Genomic DNA, 25,696 nt, shown 5'->3' on the forward strand with positions numbered 1-25,696 from the left:
AAATGGCGTTGTGTTAGCCATTTTTATTTCTTCCGATTCGATGCTGAAAGTCAACCCGGAAAGATTCTTGTGTTGTCAAAATGAAAAGTGCATGATTTTAAACATTTAAAAAAATCAAAAACTAGGTGAAATTTTCTCTCTTAAACTTAGAAATGAAGTCGGGATTTTGCTTTACGAATAGGATTTTGCCCTGCAGATTTCTTTGAATTTTGCTCTGAAATATCAATTTCTCTGTACTAAATCTCTAAGCTAATAGGTTTAGAATCGCATAAATGACTTCGAAAGTAAAAAATTTTTAAATTCCACATGTTTCTCGTTTGGATACAAAAATGCCCTTTCAGGCTATTCAAACAAGCTTTTCACAAACATTGGCTCACTAATGTTATAGATAACCAATTGTATCGAAATTTCGGTTTGGAAGGTTCTAATTGCCTAAATCGTGTTGTGTTCAGGTAATTTTAGAACCGATTTGCGCTTCTTTTCGGGTCTTATTTTCGGTTCTGATGATCCGCATTGGCACTAGATTTAGTTGACTTCAAACTGAGATTTATTACTCTAATCGGCCAAGCATTTTCACGCAAAAAGTCATCAATTATTTGCTAAATATCGCTATATGTACACCACCAAAAAAGGTCTGAATTGTTTCGACTTTTAAAGATGATTTTTGCGGTTTTTATAGATTGGATAGAGAAAAACTGATGCTAAAATTATGACTGCTCCAAGATAAAATCCACCGGTCATTTGTTCTTTATCCTTGAAGAAAATGAAGGCTAGAAAGATGCCATAAACAGGCTCGAGATTGGTTACCAAAGCGGTTCTAAAAGCAGATAAAGTTCGCATAACAGACACGCCAGCAACGTAGGCAACAGACGTGCAGAGCGTCCCTAAAATTGCAATGTAAAACCAATCATTGGTACTTAGATTAAATGGCATATTTAGCAACGAACCATCATATAAACGGTAAAGCGTGATCCAGAAAAAACCGCCTACCAGTTCGTAGAATCCGATTATGGATGGTTCACTTTTTTGAACAAAAGTTGAGTTAATTGTTGAGAAAAGACTTGATGCAACTGCGGCAGATAAGCCAAAAATAATGCCTAAAGTGTACTGACTTTCAAACTTAAATATCATGTAAATTCCAGCAATAATAAGTAAGCCCACCAAAATATCACCCAAAAAAATTGGCTGCTTTTTTATGAGCGGTTCCAGTATTGCGGTAAATAATGTGAAGGAGGAAAGGCAAACAAGCGTAACAGAAACGGTTGAAACTTTGATGGCGTAGAAGAAAAATATCCAGTGAATGGCCACGATTCCGCCTGTTAAAAAGAACTGGATAAATTGCTTTTTTGTTATCTTGATGTTCTTCCCGGTTAAAAGAAACCAGGCAAATAATGTTACGCTGGCAATCAAAACCCGGTACCAAACCATTGGCACAGCATCAATCGATATTACCTTTCCGAGCACTCCTGTAAAGCCCCATACAAAAACGGTAAGATGCAGAATTAAAAGGTTTTTTTTATTAGCGTCCATTACTATTTTGGGGCACGTTTAAGCAGGTAAAAGCCCAATAAGCCGAACACAATTGTTGGCGATAAAACGGCGATAAAAGGTGGCAAACCACCCTTTGTAGAAAACATTTGTGTAAATTGATTAAATACAATATATGCAAAGCTGATAAAGATGCCGATACCTAAAGAAACGCCGACACCGCCACGAACTTTTCTCGAAGAGAGTGCAACGCCTATCAGGGTTAAAACGAACGCTGATAAGGGGTGAAGATAACGCTTATAACGTTCAAACTGAAGGTCGTTCATGATGCCGGTTCCCCGAATTTTTTCTTTTCTGATTTTCTCAGCCAATTCAGTAGTCGAAAGGTTTTGTACTACATTATCATAAGCCGAAAAATCGTCTGGGCGCATGTCCAGAATGGTATCCTTTAACTTTCCGCTACCATAAATCATGGTTTCTTTTAAACCATTAATTTTCCTTATTGAGTAATTGCTCAGTTGCCATTTCCGCTTTGTTGAATCCCACTTAATGTTATCTGCAATAATCTTTTTCGTTAAAACATCGCCATTAAAATTATCCAGCGAAAACCTGTAGCCATAATTCGTTTTATTGTCGAAACTTTGAATATATATGTAAGTTTTGTCATCGAGTTTCATGTGGATGTTTGCCTTCGTAGAAGGATCATTCCTTTTTACATAGGTATTTTCGAAGCTGTTTTTTAATGTATTTGTATAAGGCAGTATATATAAATTGGATACTAAATTGGCCGAAAAAATAATGCTTGCTGAGATAAAGTAAGGCCATAAAAAACGGTTAAAACTAACGCCTCCGCTTAAAATAGGGACAATTTCTGTCTGGTCGGCCATTTTAGCCGTAAAAAAGATTACCGCAATAAAATTTATTAAAGGCGACAACATATTGATGTAAAAGGGAATAGAACCTGCATAATACTTGGTGATTACGCCCCATAGGCTCAAGCCGCTTTTCAAGAAATCATCGAGCTTTTCCGATAAATCGAACACGATTATAATGATAACAAAGATAGCCAGGGTATACACAAAGGTTCCCAGGTATTTGCCAATTATATAGCGGTCAATAATTTTTATGTTGCCCTTAATTAAATTCATTTTATAGCTTATTGCCCAAAACTTTTACCATTTGGTTTTTCCAGTCGTAGAATTCGCCGCTAATAATTTTTGCTCTAGCTTCCTGCACCAGCCAAAGATAAAAGTGTAAGTTATGCAAGGTAGCAATTTGTGCGCCAAGCATCTCTTTGCTATGAACGAGATGTCGCAAATATGCCTTACTGGTTACTAAATCTACGTGTAACTCGCTGTCTGCTTCAATTGGAGAAAAATCGTTTTCCCACTTTTTGTTTCGGATGTTTATAATGCCATTCTTGGTAAACAGCATGCCGTTTCGGGCATTTCTTGTTGGCATTACACAATCGAACATATCAACACCAAGCGCAATATTCTCCAGAATATTAATCGGCGTGCCTACGCCCATTAAATAACGTGGTTTTTCGTAGGGCAAAATGTCGCAAACAATTTCAGTCATTGCATACATCTCTTCTGCCGGTTCTCCAACAGATAAACCGCCAATTGCATTACCATCTCTGCCCATGCTGGCAATAAATTCTGCAGATTTTATCCTCAAATCCTTATATACGGAGCCCTGGACTATTGGAAATAAGGTTTGCTCAAAACCATACTTCGGTTCGGTGCTGTCGAAGTGTGTGCAACACCGCTTTAACCAACGGTGAGTCATCTTTATTGATTCGGCAGCATAGGTGTAATCGCATGGATATGGTGTGCATTCATCAAATGCCATTATAATATCAGCGCCAATGGTACGCTGAATATCCATAGCGTATTCTGGCGTAAACAAGTGCTTAGAACCGTCTATATGAGAGTTAAAGGTAACACCTTCTTCTTTAATTTTGCGAACTTTACTTAGTGAGTATACCTGATAACCGCCACTATCAGTTAAAATTGGCCTGTCCCATCCGATAAATTTATGTAAGCCGCCAGCTTGTTCCAAAGTTTCGAGTCCGGGCCTTAAATAAAGGTGATAAGTGTTGCCAAGTATAATCTGCGCATCTATATCTTGCACAAGCTCCCGCTGGTGAACCGCTTTTACTGTTCCTGCTGTTCCAACAGGCATAAAAATAGGCGTTTGTATATCTCCATGGGCAGTGGTAACTGTTCCGGCCCTGGCTTTAGAAAGCGGATCGTTCGCCTGTAAAGTAAATTTCATATGGTGTGTGTCTCGTCACAAAAATCAGCCAAAAGTAAGAAAATATGAGGGTTTATTTTTGTTTAATTTTTTATCAACATAAAACTGTATTACAGATTAAAAATGAGAAATTTGCGCCTGTTTATTTTAACGTTGTGATATTGAACCTGGTCGAAATCTGTCTGATTTCTTTTTTAACTTTTTGTTTGCTCGTACAGCTTTATTATGTGCTGTTTGTGCACTTAAAGCTTGCTAATACCAAAATAGAAAGCGTGCCCGAGCTTGCAAAATCTCCGCTTAGTGTTATCATTTGTGCGAGAAATGAGATTACAAATCTCGAACAATTTTTGCCCGCAATCCTGGTGCAAAACTATCCTGAATTTGAGGTAGTTGTTGTGAACGACAGGTCTTGGGATGGTACGGAAGCTTTCCTAGAAAAACTTGAAAAAGAACACAGTAACCTCAAAATAGTAAAAATTTTAGACAACGATAAGTTTATTGCTGGTAAGAAATTCGCTGTTACAATGGGTATTAAGGCTGCAAAACATGATTGGCTTGTTTTTACAGATGCAGATTGCAGACCTGAAAGCTCGAACTGGCTGATGTGCATGCAGCAGCCAGATAATGAAAATGCTGAAATCGTGCTAGGGTACTCACCGTATTTTAAGAAGAAAAGCTTATTAAATGCACTAATCCGGTTCGAAACTTTTTTTACGGCTGTTAACTACCTCGCTTTCGCCCTGAAAGGTATGCCGTATATGGGTGTAGGCCGAAATATGGCTTATAAAAAATCTTTGTTCTTTGCGAACAAGGGCTTTGCCGCACACATGCATATACCATCAGGTGATGACGATTTATTTGTGAATGCCCACGCAAATGCTGAAAATACCGAAATTAGAATTAACAAAAATAGCCATGTTTGGAGCGAACCCAATAGAAGCTGGGCTGGGTATCTACGCCAGAAAAAACGTCATTTTGGCGCCGGAAAATTCTATAAATCCAAACACAAGTTTATTTTGAGTGTTCAAATCATATTTCAATTCCTTTTCTATGTTAGTTTAGCGGCTTGTCTGTTTGTCAGTTTAGAAACGAGGTATATCGCTGCAGGAATCTTTGTTTTGAGCGTCATCATCAAATGTCTGGTTTATCCCAAATTGCTTAGCCGGTTAAATTATAGCGATTTACGTTGGTGGTTCCCATTTTTAGATATACTTTTGTTCTTCTTTTTGATGTTGAATGGCTTTTTATCCATGTTTGGGAATAACAAAGTTAGCTGGAAGTAAATACAATTGTAATAACCATGTCTGAAGTAAAACCTGATATCCTGTTAAAATATTTTCCTAATTTATCAGAAAAGCAAATTTCCCAGTTCGCTCAATTATTTGATTTATATAGTTTCTGGAATTCACAAATCAATGTAATATCCAGAAAAGATATCGAAGAACTCTATGAACGTCACGTTTTGCACTCTTTGGGCATTGCCAAAGTTTGTTCGTTTAAAGCAGGAGAAACTGTTCTGGACGTGGGTACCGGTGGCGGATTCCCAGGTATTCCACTAGCCATTTTATTTCCTGAAACGGATTTTTACCTTGTAGATTCGATTGGGAAGAAAATCAAAGTTGTAAAAGAGGTTGCATCGGCACTTGGACTCGAGAATTTGAAAGCCGACCATCTGAGGGCTGAGCAAATAAAAGAGAAGTTTAATTTCATAATTTCGCGAGCAGTTACGCGTTTGGGCGAGTTTTACCCGTGGATTCAAGGAAAGTTCAAAAAGGAATCTCTAAATGCAATTCCAAATGGAATTCTTTATTTAAAGGGAGGCGACCTGGCAGAAGAGATTAAAGAATCAAAACTGAAAGCAGAACTCTATCCGCTTTCAGCCCACTTTGAAGAAGCCTTTTTTGAAACTAAGTATGTGGTTTACGTTCCTCAATAACTAGATGATGGTTAGATACCCCTTTTTTGCATCATTTGGTTGCTTATCTTTTTTAGTAATCAGCACAACATAAACATATTTTCCGGCCGGTATCGTTCTGTTTTTTAACATTTGAATGTTGGATAGTTTACCATCCCAGTCATTCACATAATTAAAGGTTGCGTATATTCTCTTGCCAGATAAACTCAATATCTGAACAGACTTTCGTCCGGAACTCATTTCCGGAAGGATAAACTTATCATTTTTGCGCCTATCTAAAACGACATTTTTTGTTGCTGTTGGATTTGGATATTTTTCAGTTTTAACCTTGGGTTCACCAGGCGGCGGGGGCGGTAAGAGGCTTAAATTTGGCCTATCGGGTCTTCCTGGTGGCGGTGGCGAAGGGATATCTAGAATTTTGATGTTTTTTCCAACAGCTTCGATTACACCAAACTCAGCCTTTTTACCGTATTTTTTCATTCCATTATCTGAATTTAATTCGATAAAATAATCTGCATTTTCGATACCACCAAAGCTTCCGGGTTCAATCAATTTGCCATTTACGACAAAGAGTTTTTTCGATACTGGCATTCCCTTTTTCAGTAAGTCATTATATCTAAAATACAAATTAATTTTAGTACCCTCTTCCCGAATCATCAATCCTTCAATTATGCTATTGCTTTTTATCGTGTCTTGTTTTATTATTGCGTTTGAATATAAATCCAGTACACCATAAGTTTTATTAAAAGCCATAGTTGATAGCCCTAACATGCCACAGATTATAGGCAGTACGAATAACATTTTGAGTTTAACCCATCCTGCTGTTTTATTTTGATTTAACATGAATATTCTTTTCTTTAAGAGTGATGAATTAAATATTTGGTTTGTAAGCGTTAAGTTGTGAAGATTAATTGATCGTTTAATGAGAAACATGGCATAGTCGTATTTTTTCATCTCTGAATCGGTTACCTCCAGGTCGGCCAAATATTCATGAATAAGCTTTATATCCTTTTTCAATAGATAAACGACTGGATTAAACCAGTTTATTGCGCCGATAAGCTCGTAAAATAGAATGTCGAAGCTATGGCCTTGTTTAATATGTGCCATCTCATGTTTTCTTATAGTGCTTTGGTTTTCTAATTCGGGATCGATAAATAGCAGGTTGAAAAAGGAAAATGAAGCATTTGATTTTTCAAGATGTATGATTCTGATGCCGTTTTTAATTCCGTATTCATTCAAGCCTTTAATTTTCATTATAGAAATGAACCCTTTTGTTAGCCTGAATATGAATAATAAGGTAACAACCAAATAAGCCGTAAAAATGAAAGAATTTAAAGTAAAAGCAGATTCGACGATTTGCGGATGTTGAATCATTGTGACATTTGTAGTAATCTCCTGCTGGGTATAAGCAGTGTTCTCAACCACATTTATTACTTCTTTGCTCCAAATTCCCACTTTAAAAAATGGTATTAAAAAGGAAATAAGTGTCGAAAAAATCAAATAGTATCTATTTAGACTGTAGAATGTGTCCTTATTCAGGAAAATTTTGAAGAAGCAATAAAATATAATTAAATATAAGTTTGCTTCGAGTAGATAAAATAACCAGCTCATAAGTTTTGATTGAGATACTATGCCAATTGATTTATTTGCTAAACTCTACTATCTAGTGTTACGATTTGTTAATTAGCCATTGCAACCTTTGTACGGGCATCTCTAATTTCTTTCGTAATTGCATCTTTAACCTGCAGCGAAATTTTTGCCGATGCCGATTTTGCGTCAGAGGACTTTGTAGCTTTATCACCATGCTTATCGGTTGGCTCAGGCGCTACCTTCGTCTTTTCAGTTATCTTGTATCCCTTGACGATAACTGGAGTGAGTTCAGCGTTAGATTTTAAAGGTTGCGCCTTTAATTGCCCGCTTTTACCGGGGTGTCCATTTACAACATGTTCTGTTAAATCGGTATTTTTGGCATCGCCTGGTTCTGCCGGTGGCGGTGGCGGCGGCAAATTAGCACCTTTTGTTTTCTTGCTTACCGGAGGTGCAACGGGCGGCGGTGGCGGCGGAGCCAATTTCACGCCCTTAACTTTTTTACTTAGTGGAGGCGCAACAGGCGGCGGTGGCGGCGGAGCCAATTTCACGCCCTTAACTTTTCTACTTACCGGCGGTGCAACAGGCGGCGGTGGAGGTGGGGGTAATTTGGTGCCTTTTGCTTTATTAGCCGGTTGTATCGGTTCCGAAATCACAATTTCTTTTACAGCTGACTTTTTAGCCTTTTGAACGGGTTCGGCAATTCGAATTTCTTTTGCTTTAACCCTTTTCGTAGTATCCTGCAGAAAACTCGACACGTTGCCTTTTGGATATAAATCTACTACTCCATAATCTTTTGTAAAAGCCATTGTTGAGGCGCAAAGCATGCCACTCACAACAGGCAGTATTAGTAGCACCCTGAGCCTGGCCCATTTTGCTGATTTCTTTTGATTTAGCATGGTTATTCTTCGTTTTAAAATGGATGAATTAAATATTTGGTTAGTAAGCTGCAAAGTTTGTTCGCCATAGGAGTTTTGAATTAGAAATAGCGCATAATCATACTTCTGTATGCCTTCCTTAGTTGCATCTTCATCGGCGAGATATTCGTGGATAAGCTTTATATCCTTGCGTAGCAAATGAACAATCGGGTTAAACCAGTTGAAACTCCTTACCAGCTCGAAAAATATAATATCAAAACTGTGTTTCTGCCGGATATGAGCCATTTCGTGGGTTAAAATTGTATTTTTATTAGGCAATGCCGGGTCGATAAACAGCATATTAAAAAAAGAGAAGGCCGTTTTGGTGTTTGCCAATTCAACTATTGTGACACCGTTTTCAACAACCTTATTTGGTTTTTTTAGTAGTTTAAAAATGTGCCTGAACCCCCAAACTATTCTTGAAATAAATATTAAAGCGATGGAAGCATAGATAAACAGCAATATGTTTTCAGTACTGAGCAGGGGTTTCTCTACTACAATTTGCTGGTAAACCGGTTCTTCTATTATCACCATCTCTTTTATCAAAAAACCCAATTGAAAAAACGGAATTACGAAAGCTAAAAACGTACTCAACAAGAGGTAATATCTGTTGAGCGAGTAGAATGTTTCATTGTGCAACAGTATCCTGTAAAACCCGTAAAAAATAGTCAGGTATACGTTTGCTTCGAGTAGGTAGTATAGCAGGTTCATCACTTATCTTTTTTAAGTTTTTCGGCAAGTTGAATAAGTTCATTTAATTCTTCGGCGCTCATACTTTTTTCGTTTACCAGAAAGGAAACTAAGCTTTCATACGAATTCTCGAAATAGTTGGTCATTACTTTGTTCAACGCAAAACGTTTATAATCGGCCTCGTTTATTATTGGGAAGTATATATATGTGTTTCCTACTGCCTTGTGATCTACAAAGCCTTTACTTTCCAGCACCCTGATTACCGTTGAAACGGTATTATAGGCGGGTTTTGGTTCGGCCATTTTCTCAATAACATCTTTCACCAGGGCTTCTTTCATTTCCCAAAGGATAAGCATGACTTGTTCTTCCGCTTTTGTGAGCTCTTTTATCATAGTAACTATTTTTATAGTTCGGTTATATGAAGTTACTACTATATTTATAGTTTACAAACTATTTTCATAGTTTATTTGATAACTAATTGATTAACAGTTAAATAATCTTATTTCTGACAATGTGAACGCATAAAAAAAACCTGCCCGGAGGGGGCAGGTTTGATTGTTGAGGTATTTTATCTAGTATTGAGGGCTAAAATTTCTGAGATTTTCCCGGGCTATCAATCATTATCATTTTATCTTTCAATGATTGCTGTATACCACTTTGCTTATCAATGCTTTTAACAACCTCCAGTACTGCATTGGCTGCGTTGCTGAAGAATTGTTTAGTAATGGTAGAATATTCATCTGTAGCCTTATGATAGTCTTTATGATCTTCTACGCCAAAATATAAAAACGGGATGTTTTTTGCATTGAAAGCGCCCTGGTCACTTTGGTTTGTCCAGTCATCATGACCAAGTTTGGGGTCGTCATGGCCTAAAATAACTTTTATATCCTTTCTTGTGGTATCAACATATTTCTTAAGGTTAGGATACTTGAACGTTCCTGCCACATAAAGTTCGCCCTTATCGCTGTGGCTTATCATATCCATATTTAAATCAACTGCAATGGTATTAATATTAACCGGTGGATTTGCCACGAACGCTTTTGCACCTTGTAAGCCCATTTCTTCAGCATCAAAGGCAGCAAAAATAATAGTATTGTTAGGCTTGTTTTTAGCGAAGTACTCCGCGATTTTTAATAACCCGGCCGTACCCGAAGCGTTATCATCGGCGCCGTTAAAAACCTGGTCTTTCACAACACCTAAGTGGTCGTAATGCGCTGAAACCACAACAACATTTGCGCTTTTGCCTGGTATGTAGCCAATTATATTTGTACCGTTTACTTTTGCACCACCCCGGGCGTTAAAGTTAAATTCCTGGGCATAATTTACATTTTGCGGATAAGATTTTAAGCCTAATTTCTGAAAGCGAACAACGATGTAAGCTCTAGCCATTTCAGCACCCTTAGTGCCGGTTTTTCGGCCCTGATAGGCATCGGAAGATAATATTTCGACATCTTTTAATAGCTGGTTGTCCAACTTATTTGAACTATCAGCGTGCTGGTTTTTAACTGTTGAACAGCCACCTAGCATTATGGCTAAGGAAACGATATATAAGATTTTCATATTTTTTATTTTCGCCACAATGTATTTTAAACAAATGATTACTTGTTATTTGCCTCTAAAATCGCCATGGCGTGATTTTAAATTATGCTTAAAGATATTAATTCTTGGGATATTGAAAGGAAAACGTTGTTTCATTTGCTGTATTGCGTACATAAACCTGATGGCAATGGTTCCGGTTTTTCATCGGAAATAATGGACAGCAGGACTGAAAACCTCCAAAAGCTGTTCCTTTCATTTTCGAAAAAGAAAGATGCGATTATGCTTCCTTTTTAGACGAAACTACGCCGCAACCTCTCTTAAATCTACTGCAACAACTCTAGAAACTCCTTGTTCTACCATGGTAACGCCATAAATTATGTCGGTACTGGCAATAGTTCTTTTATTATGAGACACGATAATAAATTGCGACTGGTCTGAAAACTTTCTTATGATGTTATTGAATTTGTCGATATTGGTATCATCAAGGGGCGCATCAACCTCATCAAAAATACAAAACGGAGCCGGTTTTAGTAGATAAAGCGAGAAAAGCAGGGCGGTTGCGGTGAGCGTTTTTTCGCCTCCGGATAACTGGTTGATGGAAAGTGGTCTTTTTCCTTTAGGCCGTGCAACGATGTCAATATCCGCCTCCAAAGGATTGTTTACATCGGATAAAATTAAATCGCAGCTATCTTCTTCGTTAAAGAGCGACCTAAAAACAACGATGAAATGTGCTCGGGCCTGCGTAAAGGCCTTCATGAACTTGTCTTTTGCAGTGTTATCAATCTCTTTGATGGTTTGTAACAAGTCGGTTTTTGCAGCGGTAAGATCTTTTTTCTGGTCTTGGATAAAGGTATAACGCTCTTCCATTTCTTTAAAAGCTTCCATTGCCATAGAATTTATTGCTCCGAACTCCTCGAGCTGGCGCTTCATTTTTTCTACTTTTTGGCGTATTTCGAACTCTGTTTCCGAAGTCTCTGACGCTACTTCGGTTTCTAAAAGGTCATTGATATCGATATTAAATTCTACAGCCAACCGCTCTTTTAGCGAGTTCAAATCAATTTTTAGCGCATTCTTTTTGTCTTTAAGTTCGGTTAAAAAGAAGTCAGTTTCTTCCCGTCTTTTTCGCATCGCACTCAACATATTCTCCGCCTCATTGATGTCGCCTTTACGCTGAAAATACTCTTTTTCTACCTCAGCGAGGCCTTTTTCTAAGTCTTCCCGTTGTTGGTACATCTCTAAAAGTGTATCATCACTTAGATCGGTATGTTGTAGCGTTTCGGTAATTTGGGTAAGCGTTAGCTGCAGTTCTTTTTCATTTTCGGTAACGCGTTTATTAAGTGCCTCTTCCTGTACAAAACGGTAATCTAAATCTTTTTCTAAACCCGACAATTTGTTCTGCTGTTGGTGGAAACGAATGTTATCCTGGTTATATTTTCCGGCTGATTCATTTACCTGCTCTGCCAATTCCTGATAATTTAGTTGCTGTTCTTGCAGGTTTACATGTTCTTGCTGTTGTTTTTTCTGCAATTCGATCAGTGCAGGCAGCTTTTCGCTGAGTGATTTTTCAATTGAAACAATCTTTTGCGCAATGTCAGTTTTTCGGTTTTCGCTGGTCGTAATAAATTCCTGGTATTGGTCGCGGCGTGTTTGAACGGAAATATGTTCGTTTACAAGACGGTTTAATTCTTGTTGGAGCGTATTAATCTGGTTAATTTGTGAAGCTTCTTTTAACTTAAAAATATTATCTGTTTCTGCAGAAATGGCTGTATTGTATTGATTAATAAGCGATTCTGACGTTTTAATCTCTTTCGCTAAGTTTTCTAAATTCTTTGCCCGGCCTATTCTTTTTCCCTCAAACAACCCAACTGAACCTCCAGCTAATGTAAATCTGGTTTGTGCATACTTTCCGTTTTTCGCCAGGATGGTTATGCCTTCTGTTGGTGTAGTTTTGAAAAGGTGTTCTTGCTCAGTAATGGCGATATACACGTTTTGCAAAAGTAGGCTGCAAAGACTTTGGTATTTTTTATCAACCTCGGTAACCGATAGTGCAGGAATTAAGCCATCGTACTGGCCGGCCGTAGCATTTTTATCAGGAATGTTTTCCAAAACAAAAAAGTTTGCCCTGCCACGACTAGCATCTGTCAGCAAATTAATCGCCTGTACAGCATCTGCATATTTATCAACAACATAGTGATTCATAACAGGTTCCAGATAATTTTCAATGGCAATCCGATAATCCTCATCACAAAAGAGAATATCAGATAGGAGCAAAGCGTTTTTTGAAAAGGCACTATTCTTTTTCAGGAAACGAATAGACTCTGGAAAACCTTCCAAACTATCTACAAGCGACTTTGTAAGGTTGTATTCGTTTTGTTTAGCATCTTTTTTTCTGTTCTCTGCAGTGAGTCGCTCTTTGTTTGCATTTAAATTAATTTCCGATGCCGTCAACTTTTCTTTCAACAACTCTTCGGCTTCCTTGAGTTGTTTAATTTTATGCTGTCTTTCTGCAACCTGAATGTCTAACTCGGCCAAAGCGTGGTCGAAAGCTTTTAATTCAGAGGTCTTTGTTTCGGCATCGTCAATATTTCTATTGCTTTCCTGTAGCAAAGCGTCCTTTTGGATGTTTAAAATGTCGATTTCCTTTTGCGACTGGTAAACCTGACTTTGAATTTCGTTTACCGATTTGGAAAGATTATCGATACGGTTTTTCTCAATTTGTTGTTGTTCGCGAAGCGAATCAAGTGAAGACTTAAGCAATTTCAAATCAGACTCAATTTTATTGAAGACGTCTGTTTCGGTTAAAATTTCTTCGTTTAAGCGCTTTATGTTGTATTTTATGTGGTTTAGCTGATTTCTATCCTTCTCAAGTTCGCCAGATAAACGTGTTTCTTTCTCCTGCAGAAAGCGCATTTGCTCATTTTTAACTTTCTTTTCGCTTTCATAGGTTCGAATCTTCGAAACCAGTTCGTTAGTCGCTTTTTGTTGTATCGAAAGATTCTTTTCGTGGTTAATGCTTTCGAATTTTAATTTTTGTATCTGTGCTTCCTGCGTATCGATATTTGCACTTAACTCGGTTCTTAAAACCTGCTGACTTTGTTCCTGGCTTTCCAGGGCGTTCAAATCGGTTCTAAAAAACGCAATGCGATGGGTTGCCAGTTGAACGCTCAATGCTCTATATTGCTCTTTCAGCTTATAATAGCGCTCGGCTTTCCGGGCTTGATTTTCGAGTGTTTTCAGATTCTTTTCGATTTCAAAAAGCAAGTCTTCCACACGTTCCAAGTCGGTTTCTGTATCTTTTAACTTGTTAAATGTCTGTTTCTTACGTAATTTATACTTCGAAATGCCCGAGGCTTCTTCAAACAAAGAGCGCCGGCTATGTTCTTTATTCGTGATAATCTCGTCAACCATTTTAAGTTCGATAATAGAGTAACTATCCGAGCCAATTCCGGTATCGAGAAATAAATCTGTAATGTCTTTTAATCTGCATTGCACATCGTTTAAGCGATATTCGCTATCGCCGTTCCGGTACAATTTCCTGGTAACGGTAACTTGTGAATAGGCCGTTGGAAGGATGTTTTTTGTGTTGTCGAAACTTAAGGAAACCTCTGCTAACTGCGCTTGCTTGCGGTTTTTGGTGCCGTTAAATATGATGTTTTCCATCTTTTCGGAACGTAAGGCTTTTGTGCTTTGCTCCCCTAAAACCCAACGCATGGCATCGATTACATTGGATTTGCCGCAACCATTCGGTCCAACAATAGCGGTAACTCCCTCATTAAAATTGATGGTGACTTTGTCGCCAAAGCTCTTAAATCCTTTAATTTCTAACCGGGTAAGTTGCATGGTTTTTTAACACGGGAACCGAACTCAATATTAAGGATAATTTTGGGGTTTTTCAAACGCAAGTTCTACGTTTAATCGTAAAGGAATGAAAGCTTTTCGCGAAGAAATTGACGTGTTTTGCCACAGAGGAGTGGAGTTTTTGCGGAGGATAGCTAACAAAGAGCCTCACCCTGTGAAAGTTTGCGGTTTGGCAAATTTTGTAGCTGCCCTCTCCTGAAAGAGAGGGTTTTGCGGGGGTTGCTTCGAACCTAATGGTTTAGAGCCTCACCCTATGAAAGTTTGTGGTTAGGCAAATTTCGTAGCTGCCCTCTCCTGAAAGAGAGGGTTTTGCAGATATTGCTTCGAACCTAATTGTTTAGGACCCTCACCCTATGAAAGTAAGTGGTTAGGCAAATTTGTAAGCTGCCCTCTCCTGAAAGAGAGGGTTTAATTGGTAGTGCTTCGAACCTAATGGTTTAGAGCCTCACCCTATGAAAGTTTGTGGTTAGGCAAATTTGTAAGCTGCCCTCTCCTGAAAGAGAGGGTTTTGCAGATATTGCTTCGAACCTAATTGTTTAGGGCCCTCATGCTATGAAAGTTTGTGATTTGGCAAATTTGGAGGCTGCCCTCTCCTGAAAGAGAGGGTTTTGCGGGGACTGCGTCGAACCAAATGGTTTAGAGCCTCACCCTATGAAAGTTTGTGGTTTGGCAAATTTGGTAGCTGCCCTCTCCTGAAAGAGAGGGTTTTGCAGATATTGCTTTGAACTTAACGGTTAAACCCCCGCGTGTTGTTTCCATCTCCTCTGGAGAGGGAGTGCAGAGGAACATGATATATTTCTACCGTCAATAGGGTGAGGCCCCCTCTTACCTAACAATCATCAACTTAGCAAACTTCAGCAGCAACTGCTTATTGCCTAAACCTTGAAAAAATACAGTCGCTTTAACGTCCGGTAAATTACCTTCAAGACTAATAATTTTGCCGAAGCCGAATTTTTCATGTTCTACTTCCATACCGCCTTGAAATTCGTGTGGCTGCGAAGGTGCAAAACCAGGTGTTGGAACGTGGGCTTTGGCCAAAAGCGAGGTCGTTTTCGGACGGGGCGGTGGGGCAGAGGCAGTACCTGCAGGTTTCGGCTTACTAAAGAAATCACGTGGTTGTGAAGTCCAGGTTTTGCGTTCGTCATCAAAGTTGCCTTCAAACACATTGCTCTTGGCAGGTTTAACATCTAACTCTAAAAATTTAGGGTTAATTTCATTAATAAAACGACTCGGTTCGCAATTCGTCAGCGTCCCCCAACGATAGCGTGAGGTCGCGTAAGTTATCGTCAATTTTACTTCTGCCCGAGTAATAGCAACATAAAATAACCGGCGTTCCTCTTCCAAATCAGCACGCGAATTAACCGACATCTGAGATGGGAAAAGATTTTCCTCTAAACCTACAATAAACACATTTTTAAACTCTAAACCTTTAGCAGAGTGGATGGTCATCAAAGAAACTGTGTCTTTATTTTTATCGCCATCCTTGTCATCATTGGTTAAAAGCGCAACATCCTGCATAAAAATGTCGAGGCCTTTTTCTTCTATATCTTCACGCTCCGCGAACTCTTTTATACCGTTTAACAACTCCTGAATGTTTTCATATCTTGCCCGGCCCTCCACACTATCGTCAGTATATAGTTCCTTCAAAATACCCGCATGTTGGGCAATAAACAGCGCAGAATCGTATGCATCAAGCTTTTTAGCTTCTGCCTGAAAGCTTTGAACCATCATCGAGAAATCATTTAGCTGGTTAGCTAAACGTCCGTCAACATATTGATGAGCATTGGAAATTACATCCCACATGGTAATGTTGTTCTGGTCGGCAGCAACAATTATTTTATCTATTGATGTATCTCCAATTCCCCGCTTCGGATAGTTAATTACCCTTTTTATTGCCTCCTCATCTTTTGGATTAAATGTTAGGCGGAAATACGCAATCAAATCTTTTATCTCTTTGCGCTGGTAAAAAGACGTGCCGCCATAAATTCTGTAAGGAACATTAAGTTTGCGCAAACCTTCCTCCATCGCCCTGCTTTGCGCATTTGTGCGGTACAAAATTGCAAAATCATGGTATTGGTAACCCTTTAAACTGCGCTCCTGAATAATCGATTCTGCAACTAACTTACCTTCTTCGTTATCAGTAAAGGCCCGCGACACTTTAATTCTATCACCCTCAACATTTTCAGAAAATACATTTTTTTCCAGCTGATTTTTGTTGTTGGCAATGATGCTGCTTGCGGCATCAACAATATTTTGGGTAGAACGGTAATTCTGCTCTAATTTATAAACTTTCAGGTCGGGATAATCGCGTTCAAAATTTAAAATGTTTTGAATATTAGCCCCACGAAAAGCATAAATACTTTGTGCATCGTCGCCCACCACACAAATGTTTTGGTAAGCAGCAGCCAGTTTTTTTACAATCGTATATTGCGAAAAGTTAGTATCCTGATACTCATCAACCATTAAATACCTAAATTTTTGCTGGTATTTATTTAAAACATCAGGGTGTTCTTTAAGTAAAATATTCGTTTTGAACAGTAAATCATCAAAATCCATCGCACCTGCCCTAAAACAGCGCTTGGCATATTGTTCGTAAATCTGCCCCAGCAACGGGCGTTTATTCTGAATATCTTCTGCCTGAATCTGGTCGTTTGCCTGATATTCGCCCCAGGAAATCAGGTTGTTTTTAGCAGATGAAATTCGGCCATACACAAAATTAGCCGCATATAATTTATCATCCAATTGCATTTCTTTCAAAATGGCACGGATAACGCTCTTGCTATCGTCGGTATCGTAAATGGTAAAGTTGTTTGGATAACCAATTTTTTCAGCCTCAACACGTAAAATTTTTGCAAAAACAGAGTGAAATGTGCCCATCCAGATATTCTTGGCCTCGGCGCCAACAACTTTAGAAATACGCTCACGCATATCCTTACTCGCCTTGTTGGTAAAGGTTAAAACCAAAATGTTAAACGGATCCGTACCGGTTTGAATCAGGTGTGCAACACGGTATGTAATTACGCGTGTTTTACCCGAACCAGCACCCGCAACAATCATTACCGGTCCTTTTGTATTCTCTACTGCTGCTCTTTGTTGTGGGTTTAATCCTTCTAAATAGTCCAAATCGGCTCCTGTTTTTTTGAGGCTCAAAAATAACAATTCAAAAGTTTTTTATTGAATTTGTGGAGAAATAGAACGCTGTTTTTTTTGAAAAGCGAAACCTTTGTATCAGTACATAGCCAGTCCTTTACTTCGCTTATACGGCTGCAGGCCTTAGGCTCAAGGCCGGTATCCGCTGCGCCAAGGTTTAAAGAAATTAGTTTCCTGCTACTTACAACGGTCGGTTTCAGCGCCTCTACAATTCATTGCTGTGCCGTACCGAAAAATCGAAGTACAAAAGGTAAAGGTTTTTAAAGGACATATTCCATGTGGTTACTTTAGCGGTTGCCACCGCTGGGCAGTGACTAATCATTTCTCTGCCAAAATTTCACTTTATCTGTTTAGGAATAGAAATTGATATATAGTTATCATCATGGAAGAGAAAAAAATTAACAAAGAAATCGAATTTACAGATATTCCGGAAGGAACAAGCACCGATATTTATGCAAATCTAAAAGAGAAGTTAGAAAGCGTAGAAAAGTTTCCTGGCGTTTATAACTTCAAATTTATAATTACCGGCGGCCGCGAAAAGATAGACGAATTACGCACCATTTTACCTGATGACGAATTTATCGAACAGCCCTCAAAAACCGGCAAATATGTTTCGATAACCGTAAAAAAACAAATGCAAAATGCAGATGAAGTGATTGCTATTTACAAATCGGCTGGAAACATTTCGGGCATAATGACACTTTAATTTTAAGTTTCTAAGTGGCGAAACAGGAGATTCAAAGCAACTAGAAGTCTGGGTGTTTCTTATTTCGCCACAATGAACTTTTTTACGGCATTAAACCGTCCGGAATCGGAAGATATTTTGAAGAAGTAAATTCCAGGCACAAATGCTGTGGTATTGATTTCCAAAGTATGTTTCCCGGTATTAAAATATTCGTTTACAACCGTTTTAGCTAAACGTCCCATTAAATCGTAAATCTGCACATTAATTTTATCTGCCTCAGGCAAAACAATATCAATAGATGTTTGGGTAGATGCCGGGTTCGGGTAATTTTGCGAAACAACAAACAATAAGAATTTATCAAAAATTGCCTTGTTAATTGCATCAAAAATCACGTAACTTATTAATCTATAGCCTCTCGCATTTGGATGGTAAGGATCCTGATATAGCGAAAAGTCTCGTCTCATTGCTGCGTTAACATCCGCAAGGTATAATTTGTATTCTGTTACCAATCGTCTGTAAACGGCATTAATCTGACGGATAGTAGTATTAACAGCCACCAGGCTTGTATTCGTTCTATCATCTACATTTTGTAGTGTACAGATTATTGGAACCAAATTTTGCTTTAAACTTGTGGTAATCAGCAAGCGCATATTCGATTCAGTTTCTGCCACGCTGCCTCTCCCGGCGGCAATTGAGAGCGCATCGTTTATGCCCATATCTATCACGATGAAACCGGTTCGATCCTTAATCGCTTTGTCAATCCGCAGTAACCCCTGAAGCGTTGTTTGTCCGCCGATACCTTGATTGGTAATATTAATAACTTTGCCAGTATAACAGTTTGTAAAATTGCTTTCAAGCATTGTTTGGAAACCAAGCCCTTTAACGCCTTCAACAGTACTGGCTCCAAAAGTTACAATGTTAATGCTGTCTTTAGCATAATATTGCGCAGCCTCCGGACAACTAACTTTTACGTTAGTTTGAGAAAAAACCAAAACTGGTGTTAAAAATGAAAACAGCAGCAGAATATGCGATACAATTGCGCTTAATTTCATTGATAACTTTCTTACTTTGAGGTTTCTATGTTGTGTTTAAAGGGCGCAATTTAATAAAAAATCGAAACAAAACTTCCCGGGGAAATATTTATTTTGAATATTCAACAGTTAAATTACATAAACCAAAATTATAAAACCTGTAGCTTTACTAATACAGTTACATAATCCGTATTTATGCCATCTGATTTTGTTCATTTACACGCGAATATGTAAAGGCTTTTCTTGTAAAACCCTATATTTGCCCAAATTCATTTGTTATGCAAGAGATTAAAAATTATGTAGAAACACATAAGCAACGTTTTTTAGACGAGTTGTTCGAATTACTGCGTTTCCCATCGGTAAGTGCCGACCCAAAGTATAAAGCCGATGTATTAAAAACAGCAGATTTTGTGGCGCAAAAGCTTAAAGATGCGGGCGCTGAGAATGTGGAGATTTGTACAACTGCAGGTTATCCTATTGTTTACGGTGAAAAAATTATAGACAATTCTTTACCAACCGTTTTAATATATGGTCATTACGATGTTCAACCTGCCGACCCGTTAGAGCTGTGGCATACACCACCCTTTGAACCAACCGTTCGCGACGGAAAGATTTACGCTCGTGGCGCCTGCGATGACAAAGGACAGTTTTACATGCACGTAAAAGCATTTGAGCTGATGATGCAAACAAATACTTTGGCCTGTAACGTTAAGTTTATGATTGAAGGCGAGGAGGAAGTTGGATCTGCAAACCTGGGTATTTTCGTAAAAGATAATGCAGAGCGTTTGAAAGCTGATGTTGTTTTGATTTCTGATACTTCAATGATTAGCATGGACAATCCATCGATTGAAACTGGTTTACGTGGGCTGGCATACATGGAAGTAGAAGTTGTTGGTCCGAACCGCGATTTACATTCTGGAGTGTATGGAGGGGCAGTAGCAAATCCGGCAACCATTTTGTGTAAAATGATAGCATCGTTACACGATGAAAATAATCACATTACCATTCCGGCTTTTTACGATAAAGTTATCGAACTGACAGATGAAGAGAAGAAAGCATTAAATTCTGCGCCTTATAATGAAGACGAATATAAAAAGGATTTAAACATTGAAGAAGTTTGGGGTGAAAAAGGTTACTCAACATTGGAGCGGACTGGTACTCGCCCAACTTTAGAGGTGAACGGAATATGGAGCGGTTACATTGGCGAAGGTGCAAAAACCGTATTGCCTAGTAAAGCGAATGCAAAAATTTCAATGCGTTTGGTGCCAAATCAAAGCTCAGAAGAAATTGCTGAAATCTTTACAAAACATTTTGAAAGTATAGCGCCTAAAAATGTAAAAGTGAAAGTTACGCCACATCATGGTGGCGAGCCTGTTGTAACGCCAACGGATAGTGTTGCGTACCGTGCTGCGGAAAAGGCGATTGAGGATAGCTTCGGCAAAAAAGCGATCCCAACTCGCGGCGGTGGCAGCATTCCTATCGTAGCCTTGTTTGAAGATGTGTTAGGGATTAAATCGGTTCTTTTCGGTTTTGGTTTAGATAGTGATGCGTTGCACTCTCCAAACGAAAAATACGACATCTATAATTACTATAAAGGGATAGAAACCTTGCCACTCTTCCATAAATATTTTGCGGCTTTGAGTAAGTAATTTCTGGATGATTCTTATAAGATCTGCAAGTGGGATGAACCGCTTGCAGATTTTTTTTTGAAGATGCTTCTTTGGGTTGAAGTTTTGTTTTTTAATTCAAAATATTGCTATTAAGCAAGCTAATCAACTCTGGAGAGATTGAAAAAGTCAAATCAATCCGCGAAAATCAATTAAATCTGCAGGCTCCTTTTTGAATTCTCCCCAGATTACGCTAATTACGCAGATTAATATTTTGTTACTATAATTCGAAATCAATTTGCTGAGATCAATTTGATCCTCCGTAGACCTCTTTGAATTATCCCGCTAATTTTCTTAAATTGTCGACATGAAATACATATGCTCATATCTTTTACTTTTTGTAGCGGCTACTTCCTTTGCTCAAAGTACTAAAACGATTAATCAGTCTGGAAACCCTATTTTTAAGGGGTGGTACGCCGACCCCGAGGCGGCAATTTTCAATAATCAATACTGGGTTTACCCAACATATTCTGCCAGATACCGCGAGCAGGTTTTCTTGGATGCTTTTTCATCTAAGGATTTGGTGGAATGGAAAAAACACCCTCATGTATTAGATACCGCGGCAATAAAATGGGCAAATAAAGCAATGTGGGCGCCCGCAATTGTAGAAAAAGACAAAAAATACTATTTGTTTTTCGGCGCCAATGATATTCAAAGCGACCAGGAAGTTGGCGGAATTGGCGTGGCGGTTGCAGACAAGCCCGAAGGCCCGTTTAAAGATCACCTGGGAAAACCACTGGTGGATAAGTTTCATAATGGTGCGCAACCGATCGATCAGTTCGTTTTTAAAGATAAAGATGGGCAGTATTATCTAATTTATGGAGGATGGCGCCATTGTAATATAGCAAAACTGAATAATGATTTTACGGGTTTCCTACCATTTGACGATGGTACGATTTTTAAAGAGATAACCCCGGATAAGTATGTTGAAGGCCCTTACATGTTTATCAGAAATGGTAAATATTACTTTATGTGGAGCGAGGGCGGCTGGACTGGCCCCGACTACTCTGTAGCCTATGCAGTTGGCGATTCTCCATTTGGACCATTTAAAAGGGTAGATAAAATTTTGAAGCAGGATGCAACAATCGCAACGGGTGCAGGCCATCATTCCATTATAATCAATAAGAAAAAAGATAAATATTATATTGTTTATCACCGCCGGCCCTTAGGTGATAAAGATGGTAACCATCGCGAAACCTGCATTGATGAGCTCAATTTCGATAAAAATGGAAACATACTTCCTGTAAAAATTACGACAGAAGGTGTAAAAGCTCAGAAAGTAAAATAACTAATACTCAGCCGGATTTTAATTTCCGGCTGATTCTAATTCGCTTCGATTATTGGCTCCGCTTTTTTCGCATTCAACAAGCTGAAAGTGTATGCACATAACAATAACATGCATGCCAGACCGAGCCAAAGCCAGTTATAACCAAAGTGCCTTGCAATGAAAAATCCGGCCAGCGGTCCTATAACTTGCGCAAATGACCAACTTAAGGTATACCCGGCAGCATACAGGCCGCGGTTATGTTCGTTGCTTCTGCTAATTACAATCGTGTTTATGAAGGGCAAGGCAAACATTTCACCACCGGTAAAAATTACAATGGTAAGTACTGCTGCGGCAAGGTGATAACTAACCGGCGCACTTAAAATTAAATAAGATGCGGCAAATAATATCGAGCCGATAACGATAAAGTACATTGGCGAGCGTTTCTTCTCAATCTGGTTAATCATTATCATTTCAAAAAGTGCAATTATAGCTCCGTTTAATCCGATAATTATTCCAATTTCAAACTCATCTATGTGCCACTGTTCCTTGAAAAATACTGGAACTACTCTAAACATCAGGAATGCACAGGTGATGAAAACTGTTGTGAGCAGAATGAATTTCACATAGAAAATATCCTGCCATGGTTTTTTAATCACCATGCTGTTTGCCCTGGCTTTGGCCTGTTTAATGAAATCTTTAACTTTTGGTAAAAACGAGAGGATTAGTACGCCAACAATTATACTTACTCCCCCTTCAACAATAAATAACAACTTATAATTTATTGATGCAATAATCCCGGCCAGGCTAATCCCTACAGACCAGCCTATATTTACTGCGAGCCGGTTTAGCGAATAGGAGCGGGTTATGGTATCTGGCCCGGCATAATGCGCAACTGCTGTAAAGTTAGCCGGTCGAAATGCTTCGGAAAAGAAGCTGATTACAACGGCTAAAATACATAAGGTAGAAAAGTGGGTTATCGTCGAAAATAGAATGAATAGCAAGCCACCGATAATAGAAGATAAGATTTGAACAGGTCTGAAGCCGATAATATCAGTAAGTTTACCGCCTATTGCCGAGCCAAGAATTGAGCCTACACCAAACAGCGTAATAATTAGCCCGGCGTCCATTTCCGACCGATGCAGACTTTGCGTCACATACAAACCCATAAACGGAACGGCCATGCTACCGCAACGATTAAACATCATAACAATACTTAAAAGCCAGGTTTCCCGACTTAATCCACTAAAAGATGTTCTATAAGTATTAAAAATGAGTTTAAGCATGCCAGCGTCTTGATTTGCGAAATTACCAAAAACAAAAAGACTTTACTCCACGGCAGTCGATAAAAAACTAATTGGTCGGAAACTCAAACATTCATTTTTTTTATCAAATTTGTGCCTGAAATCAATTTAATGCCGCCAGTAAAAAAGAAACCAACTGTGAGAAAAAGCCCGGTGCGAAAGAAAAAGTCAAAAGCTTTTTCGACGCAATGGAAGGTGGCGATTGCCGGGTTAATCTTGATTTTATGCTCTCCGTTTTATTACGGCTACGTTGTAAAAGGATTTGTTGCAAGCTGGCGTTGGGTTAAAGATTGGGGGCAAGATCCTAATTACCGAACTTACGAAAGCTTCAATATCAAAATCCCAAAAAAATACTCAATTCATGGTATTGATGTCTCCTATTATCAGGGTAAAATAAACTGGCAGAAAGTTAAATCGATGAAAGATGATGATGTGAGCATTCGTTTTGCGTTTATCAAGGCCACTGAAGGGCTCTTACTTGTTGATCCATATTTTCAGCGAAACTGGCGGGAGGCACCTAAGGCCGGAATAATTTGTGGGGCTTATCACTTTTTCAGACCTAAACGCGATGGAAAAAGCCAGGCGAAGTTTTTTCTTCAGGTTGTAAATGTCGAGAAAGGAGATTTGCCACCTGTTGTCGACATTGAAACGCTTGATGGTGTTTCACCCTTGAAAATGAGGGCCGAGCTTGCCGATTTTCTAAATTATGTAGAACTTAAAACTAAAGTCCGCCCAATAATTTATACTGGTTTAAAATTTTACGAAGATTATCTTCAGGATAATTTTGATGAGTATCCACTTTGGATTGCGCATTATTATCAGCCTAAACTTAGGTTAGATCGTAGCCGATGGAAGTTTTGGCAACATTCTGACAAGGCCAAAATCAATGGAATAGGCCATGTTGTAGATTTTAATGCATTTAACGGAGATAGCACTGCACTAGCTGAAATGCTCGTACGCTAAGTTGAATTTTTTAAATTGTAATAATTCACGAGTCAAAGCATTCAACACTTAATGACACCGGCACTAACATAAGTTTTTCTGGCGCAGCAATCAATAATCAATTTCCAATAAACTAAAGATCGCTAAGCAAATAAACAAATGAACTAATTCCTAATGAACTAATGCCCAATGAACTAATGAACCAATGCCCAATGAACTATTGGCCAATGAACTAATGAACCAATGCCCAATGAACAAAATAAACCAACACTAAACTACCCAGCTTTCGCATTTTTCCAGAAAGAATTCGTCTGCTTCTGCGCCGATTCCTGGTGTGTCAGGTACATCAAGAAAATAGCCGTTATAAGTTAACCCATCTGCAACGGGATCTACTAAATGGCCAAGTAGGGCGGTGTCTAAATCAAAAAATACAATGTTAGGGCTCGCAAGAGCGAAATGGAGGTTAGCACTCAAGGCGATGCGGCTCTCAAGCATACTTCCAATCATACACTTTACGCCGGTCTGCAAGGCCTCCTCATGAATTTTTTGCGCTTCTAAAATTCCGCCCGATTTTGAAAATTTAATATTTAAATAAGAAGTAGATTGACTGTTAATTAATTTTCTGGCATCGTGATGGTTGTAACAGCTCTCATCAGCCATCAGTTTAATGGGAGAATTCACGTTCAGTTCGGGTAGCTTGTCATCGTACCATGTTCTCATGGGCTGTTCACAAAATTCGATATTATATTGCTCCAGCTGTCCTAAAGCAAATAATGCATCGTCAAAATTCCATCCCTGGTTGGCATCCAGCCTCAAAATTGTATCTGCACCAACAGCCTCACGAATACATTTAACTCGTTCGATGTCTTCATGAACTTGCTTACCAAGCTTTATTTTTAAAATTCTACAGCCTTTGTCTTTGTAAGTCATTGCGGTTTTAGCCATACCCTCAGGTGTGTCTATCCCAATGGTCATATCAGTTTCTATTGTGCGCTTGTTTCCACCTAAAAACTTATATAGTGGCAAACCAGCATCTTTAGCGGCAATATCGAACAAAGCCATATCAAAAGCACTTTTAATCGTGTTATTATGGTCGGCATATCCGAGGAGGTCATTCATCCTTTCCGGAATTTCCAAAGGATTTTTACCCTTCAAAATCGCTGCAAAATCCTTAGCCATGGCAATGCAGGTTTCCTGCGTTTCTCCAACAATCATCGGGAAGGCTGAGCATTCACCAATACCGTGAATGCCGCTATCAGTATGAATTCTAATCAGCACATTTTGCGCAAAATGCATCGTCCCTGTAGCAATAACAAAGGGTTCCATCGGGATACTAAAGCGAAAAATTTCGGTATGTGTAATTTTCATTTTGCGATTTAAATTTTAGAACTAAAGTATAA

General features: G+C 38.7%; 18 protein-coding genes. 6 read left to right on the plus strand and 12 right to left on the minus strand.

The window, feature by feature from the left end:
• Positions 1 to 651: 651 nt before the first annotated feature.
• Genes AC0IWT_RS00855 through tgt form a run of 3 tightly spaced genes read right to left on the minus strand, consistent with a single transcriptional unit; the run spans position 652 to position 3,768 of the window.
• Positions 652 to 1,530: a DMT family transporter gene (locus AC0IWT_RS00855; RefSeq protein ID WP_056870877.1), complete on the minus strand. Its 879-nt coding sequence runs from the start codon at positions 1,528 to 1,530 to the stop codon at positions 652 to 654.
• A 2-nt stretch (positions 1,531 to 1,532) separates the two neighbouring features.
• A complete protein-coding gene (locus tag AC0IWT_RS00860) occupies positions 1,533 to 2,636 on the minus strand; it encodes an LptF/LptG family permease (protein ID WP_082491498.1) in 1,104 nt (367 codons plus the stop codon).
• A gap of 1 nt (position 2,637) precedes the next feature.
• Positions 2,638 to 3,768, minus strand: a complete 1,131-nt coding sequence (gene tgt, locus AC0IWT_RS00865; protein WP_471795565.1) for a tRNA guanosine(34) transglycosylase Tgt — start codon at positions 3,766 to 3,768, stop codon at positions 2,638 to 2,640.
• Between the two features lie 185 nt (positions 3,769 to 3,953).
• On the opposite strand from tgt, the gene AC0IWT_RS00870 reads away from it, so the two are divergent.
• Together AC0IWT_RS00870 and rsmG are read left to right on the plus strand one after the other, a co-directional pair.
• Positions 3,954 to 5,030, plus strand: coding sequence for a glycosyltransferase (locus AC0IWT_RS00870; RefSeq protein WP_471795566.1), 1,077 nt, complete (start codon positions 3,954 to 3,956; stop codon positions 5,028 to 5,030).
• A gap of 17 nt (positions 5,031 to 5,047) precedes the next feature.
• Positions 5,048 to 5,683: a 16S rRNA (guanine(527)-N(7))-methyltransferase RsmG gene (gene rsmG, locus AC0IWT_RS00875; RefSeq protein WP_471795567.1), complete on the plus strand. Its 636-nt coding sequence runs from the start codon at positions 5,048 to 5,050 to the stop codon at positions 5,681 to 5,683.
• On the opposite strand, the gene AC0IWT_RS00880 is transcribed toward rsmG, so the two are convergent.
• The 6 genes from AC0IWT_RS00880 to AC0IWT_RS00905 form a co-directional block, all read right to left on the minus strand.
• Entirely contained in the window at positions 5,684 to 7,087 is a 1,404-nt protein-coding gene (locus tag AC0IWT_RS00880; RefSeq protein WP_471795568.1) for a M56 family metallopeptidase, read from the minus strand.
• Between the two features lie 254 nt (positions 7,088 to 7,341).
• Complete coding sequence (locus AC0IWT_RS00885) at positions 7,342 to 8,877, minus strand: M56 family metallopeptidase (protein ID WP_471795569.1); 1,536 nt, start codon at positions 8,875 to 8,877, stop codon at positions 7,342 to 7,344.
• Positions 8,877 to 9,248, minus strand: coding sequence for a BlaI/MecI/CopY family transcriptional regulator (locus AC0IWT_RS00890; protein WP_056870871.1), 372 nt, complete (start codon positions 9,246 to 9,248; stop codon positions 8,877 to 8,879). The genes AC0IWT_RS00885 and AC0IWT_RS00890 overlap by 1 nt, the downstream gene beginning before the upstream one ends.
• Positions 9,249 to 9,441: 193 nt before the next feature.
• Positions 9,442 to 10,416, minus strand: a complete 975-nt coding sequence (locus tag AC0IWT_RS00895) for a M28 family peptidase (protein WP_471795570.1) — start codon at positions 10,414 to 10,416, stop codon at positions 9,442 to 9,444.
• Between the two features lie 279 nt (positions 10,417 to 10,695).
• Positions 10,696 to 14,235: a chromosome segregation protein SMC gene (gene smc / locus AC0IWT_RS00900; protein WP_471795571.1), complete on the minus strand. Its 3,540-nt coding sequence runs from the start codon at positions 14,233 to 14,235 to the stop codon at positions 10,696 to 10,698.
• 843 nt (positions 14,236 to 15,078) lie between these two features.
• Entirely contained in the window at positions 15,079 to 17,376 is a 2,298-nt protein-coding gene (locus AC0IWT_RS00905; RefSeq protein WP_056870979.1) for an ATP-dependent helicase, read from the minus strand.
• A gap of 409 nt (positions 17,377 to 17,785) precedes the next feature.
• On the opposite strand from AC0IWT_RS00905, the gene AC0IWT_RS00910 reads away from it, so the two are divergent.
• Positions 17,786 to 18,109 (plus strand): DUF493 family protein, encoded by a 324-nt coding sequence (locus AC0IWT_RS00910; protein WP_471795572.1) that lies wholly within the window; start codon positions 17,786 to 17,788, stop codon positions 18,107 to 18,109.
• A 59-nt stretch (positions 18,110 to 18,168) separates the two neighbouring features.
• Here AC0IWT_RS00910 and AC0IWT_RS00915 read toward each other — a convergent pair whose 3' ends face one another.
• The gene (locus tag AC0IWT_RS00915; protein ID WP_471795573.1) at positions 18,169 to 19,140 is read right to left on the minus strand and encodes a GDSL-type esterase/lipase family protein; all 972 of its coding nucleotides are present in this window, start codon (positions 19,138 to 19,140) and stop codon (positions 18,169 to 18,171) included.
• A gap of 257 nt (positions 19,141 to 19,397) precedes the next feature.
• Between AC0IWT_RS00915 and AC0IWT_RS00920 the strand changes: the two genes are divergently transcribed.
• Together AC0IWT_RS00920 and AC0IWT_RS00925 are read left to right on the plus strand one after the other, a co-directional pair.
• Positions 19,398 to 20,768, plus strand: a complete 1,371-nt coding sequence (locus AC0IWT_RS00920; protein ID WP_471795574.1) for a dipeptidase — start codon at positions 19,398 to 19,400, stop codon at positions 20,766 to 20,768.
• Positions 20,769 to 21,093: 325 nt separating this feature from the next.
• Positions 21,094 to 22,074 carry a glycoside hydrolase family 43 protein gene (locus tag AC0IWT_RS00925; RefSeq protein ID WP_471795575.1) on the plus strand — a complete coding sequence of 327 codons (981 nt, stop codon included), beginning with the start codon at positions 21,094 to 21,096 and terminating at the stop codon, positions 22,072 to 22,074.
• A gap of 35 nt (positions 22,075 to 22,109) precedes the next feature.
• On the opposite strand, the gene AC0IWT_RS00930 is transcribed toward AC0IWT_RS00925, so the two are convergent.
• Positions 22,110 to 23,336 (minus strand): MFS transporter, encoded by a 1,227-nt coding sequence (locus tag AC0IWT_RS00930; RefSeq protein WP_471795576.1) that lies wholly within the window; start codon positions 23,334 to 23,336, stop codon positions 22,110 to 22,112.
• Positions 23,337 to 23,465: 129 nt separating this feature from the next.
• Between AC0IWT_RS00930 and AC0IWT_RS00935 the strand changes: the two genes are divergently transcribed.
• Positions 23,466 to 24,317, plus strand: coding sequence for a glycoside hydrolase family 25 protein (locus AC0IWT_RS00935; RefSeq protein ID WP_471795577.1), 852 nt, complete (start codon positions 23,466 to 23,468; stop codon positions 24,315 to 24,317).
• A gap of 249 nt (positions 24,318 to 24,566) precedes the next feature.
• On the opposite strand, the gene AC0IWT_RS00940 is transcribed toward AC0IWT_RS00935, so the two are convergent.
• Positions 24,567 to 25,664, minus strand: coding sequence for a mandelate racemase/muconate lactonizing enzyme family protein (locus AC0IWT_RS00940; RefSeq protein WP_471795578.1), 1,098 nt, complete (start codon positions 25,662 to 25,664; stop codon positions 24,567 to 24,569).
• Positions 25,665 to 25,696 lie beyond the last annotated feature (32 nt).

It is taken from the genome of Pedobacter sp. AC464, from assembly GCF_979253075.1.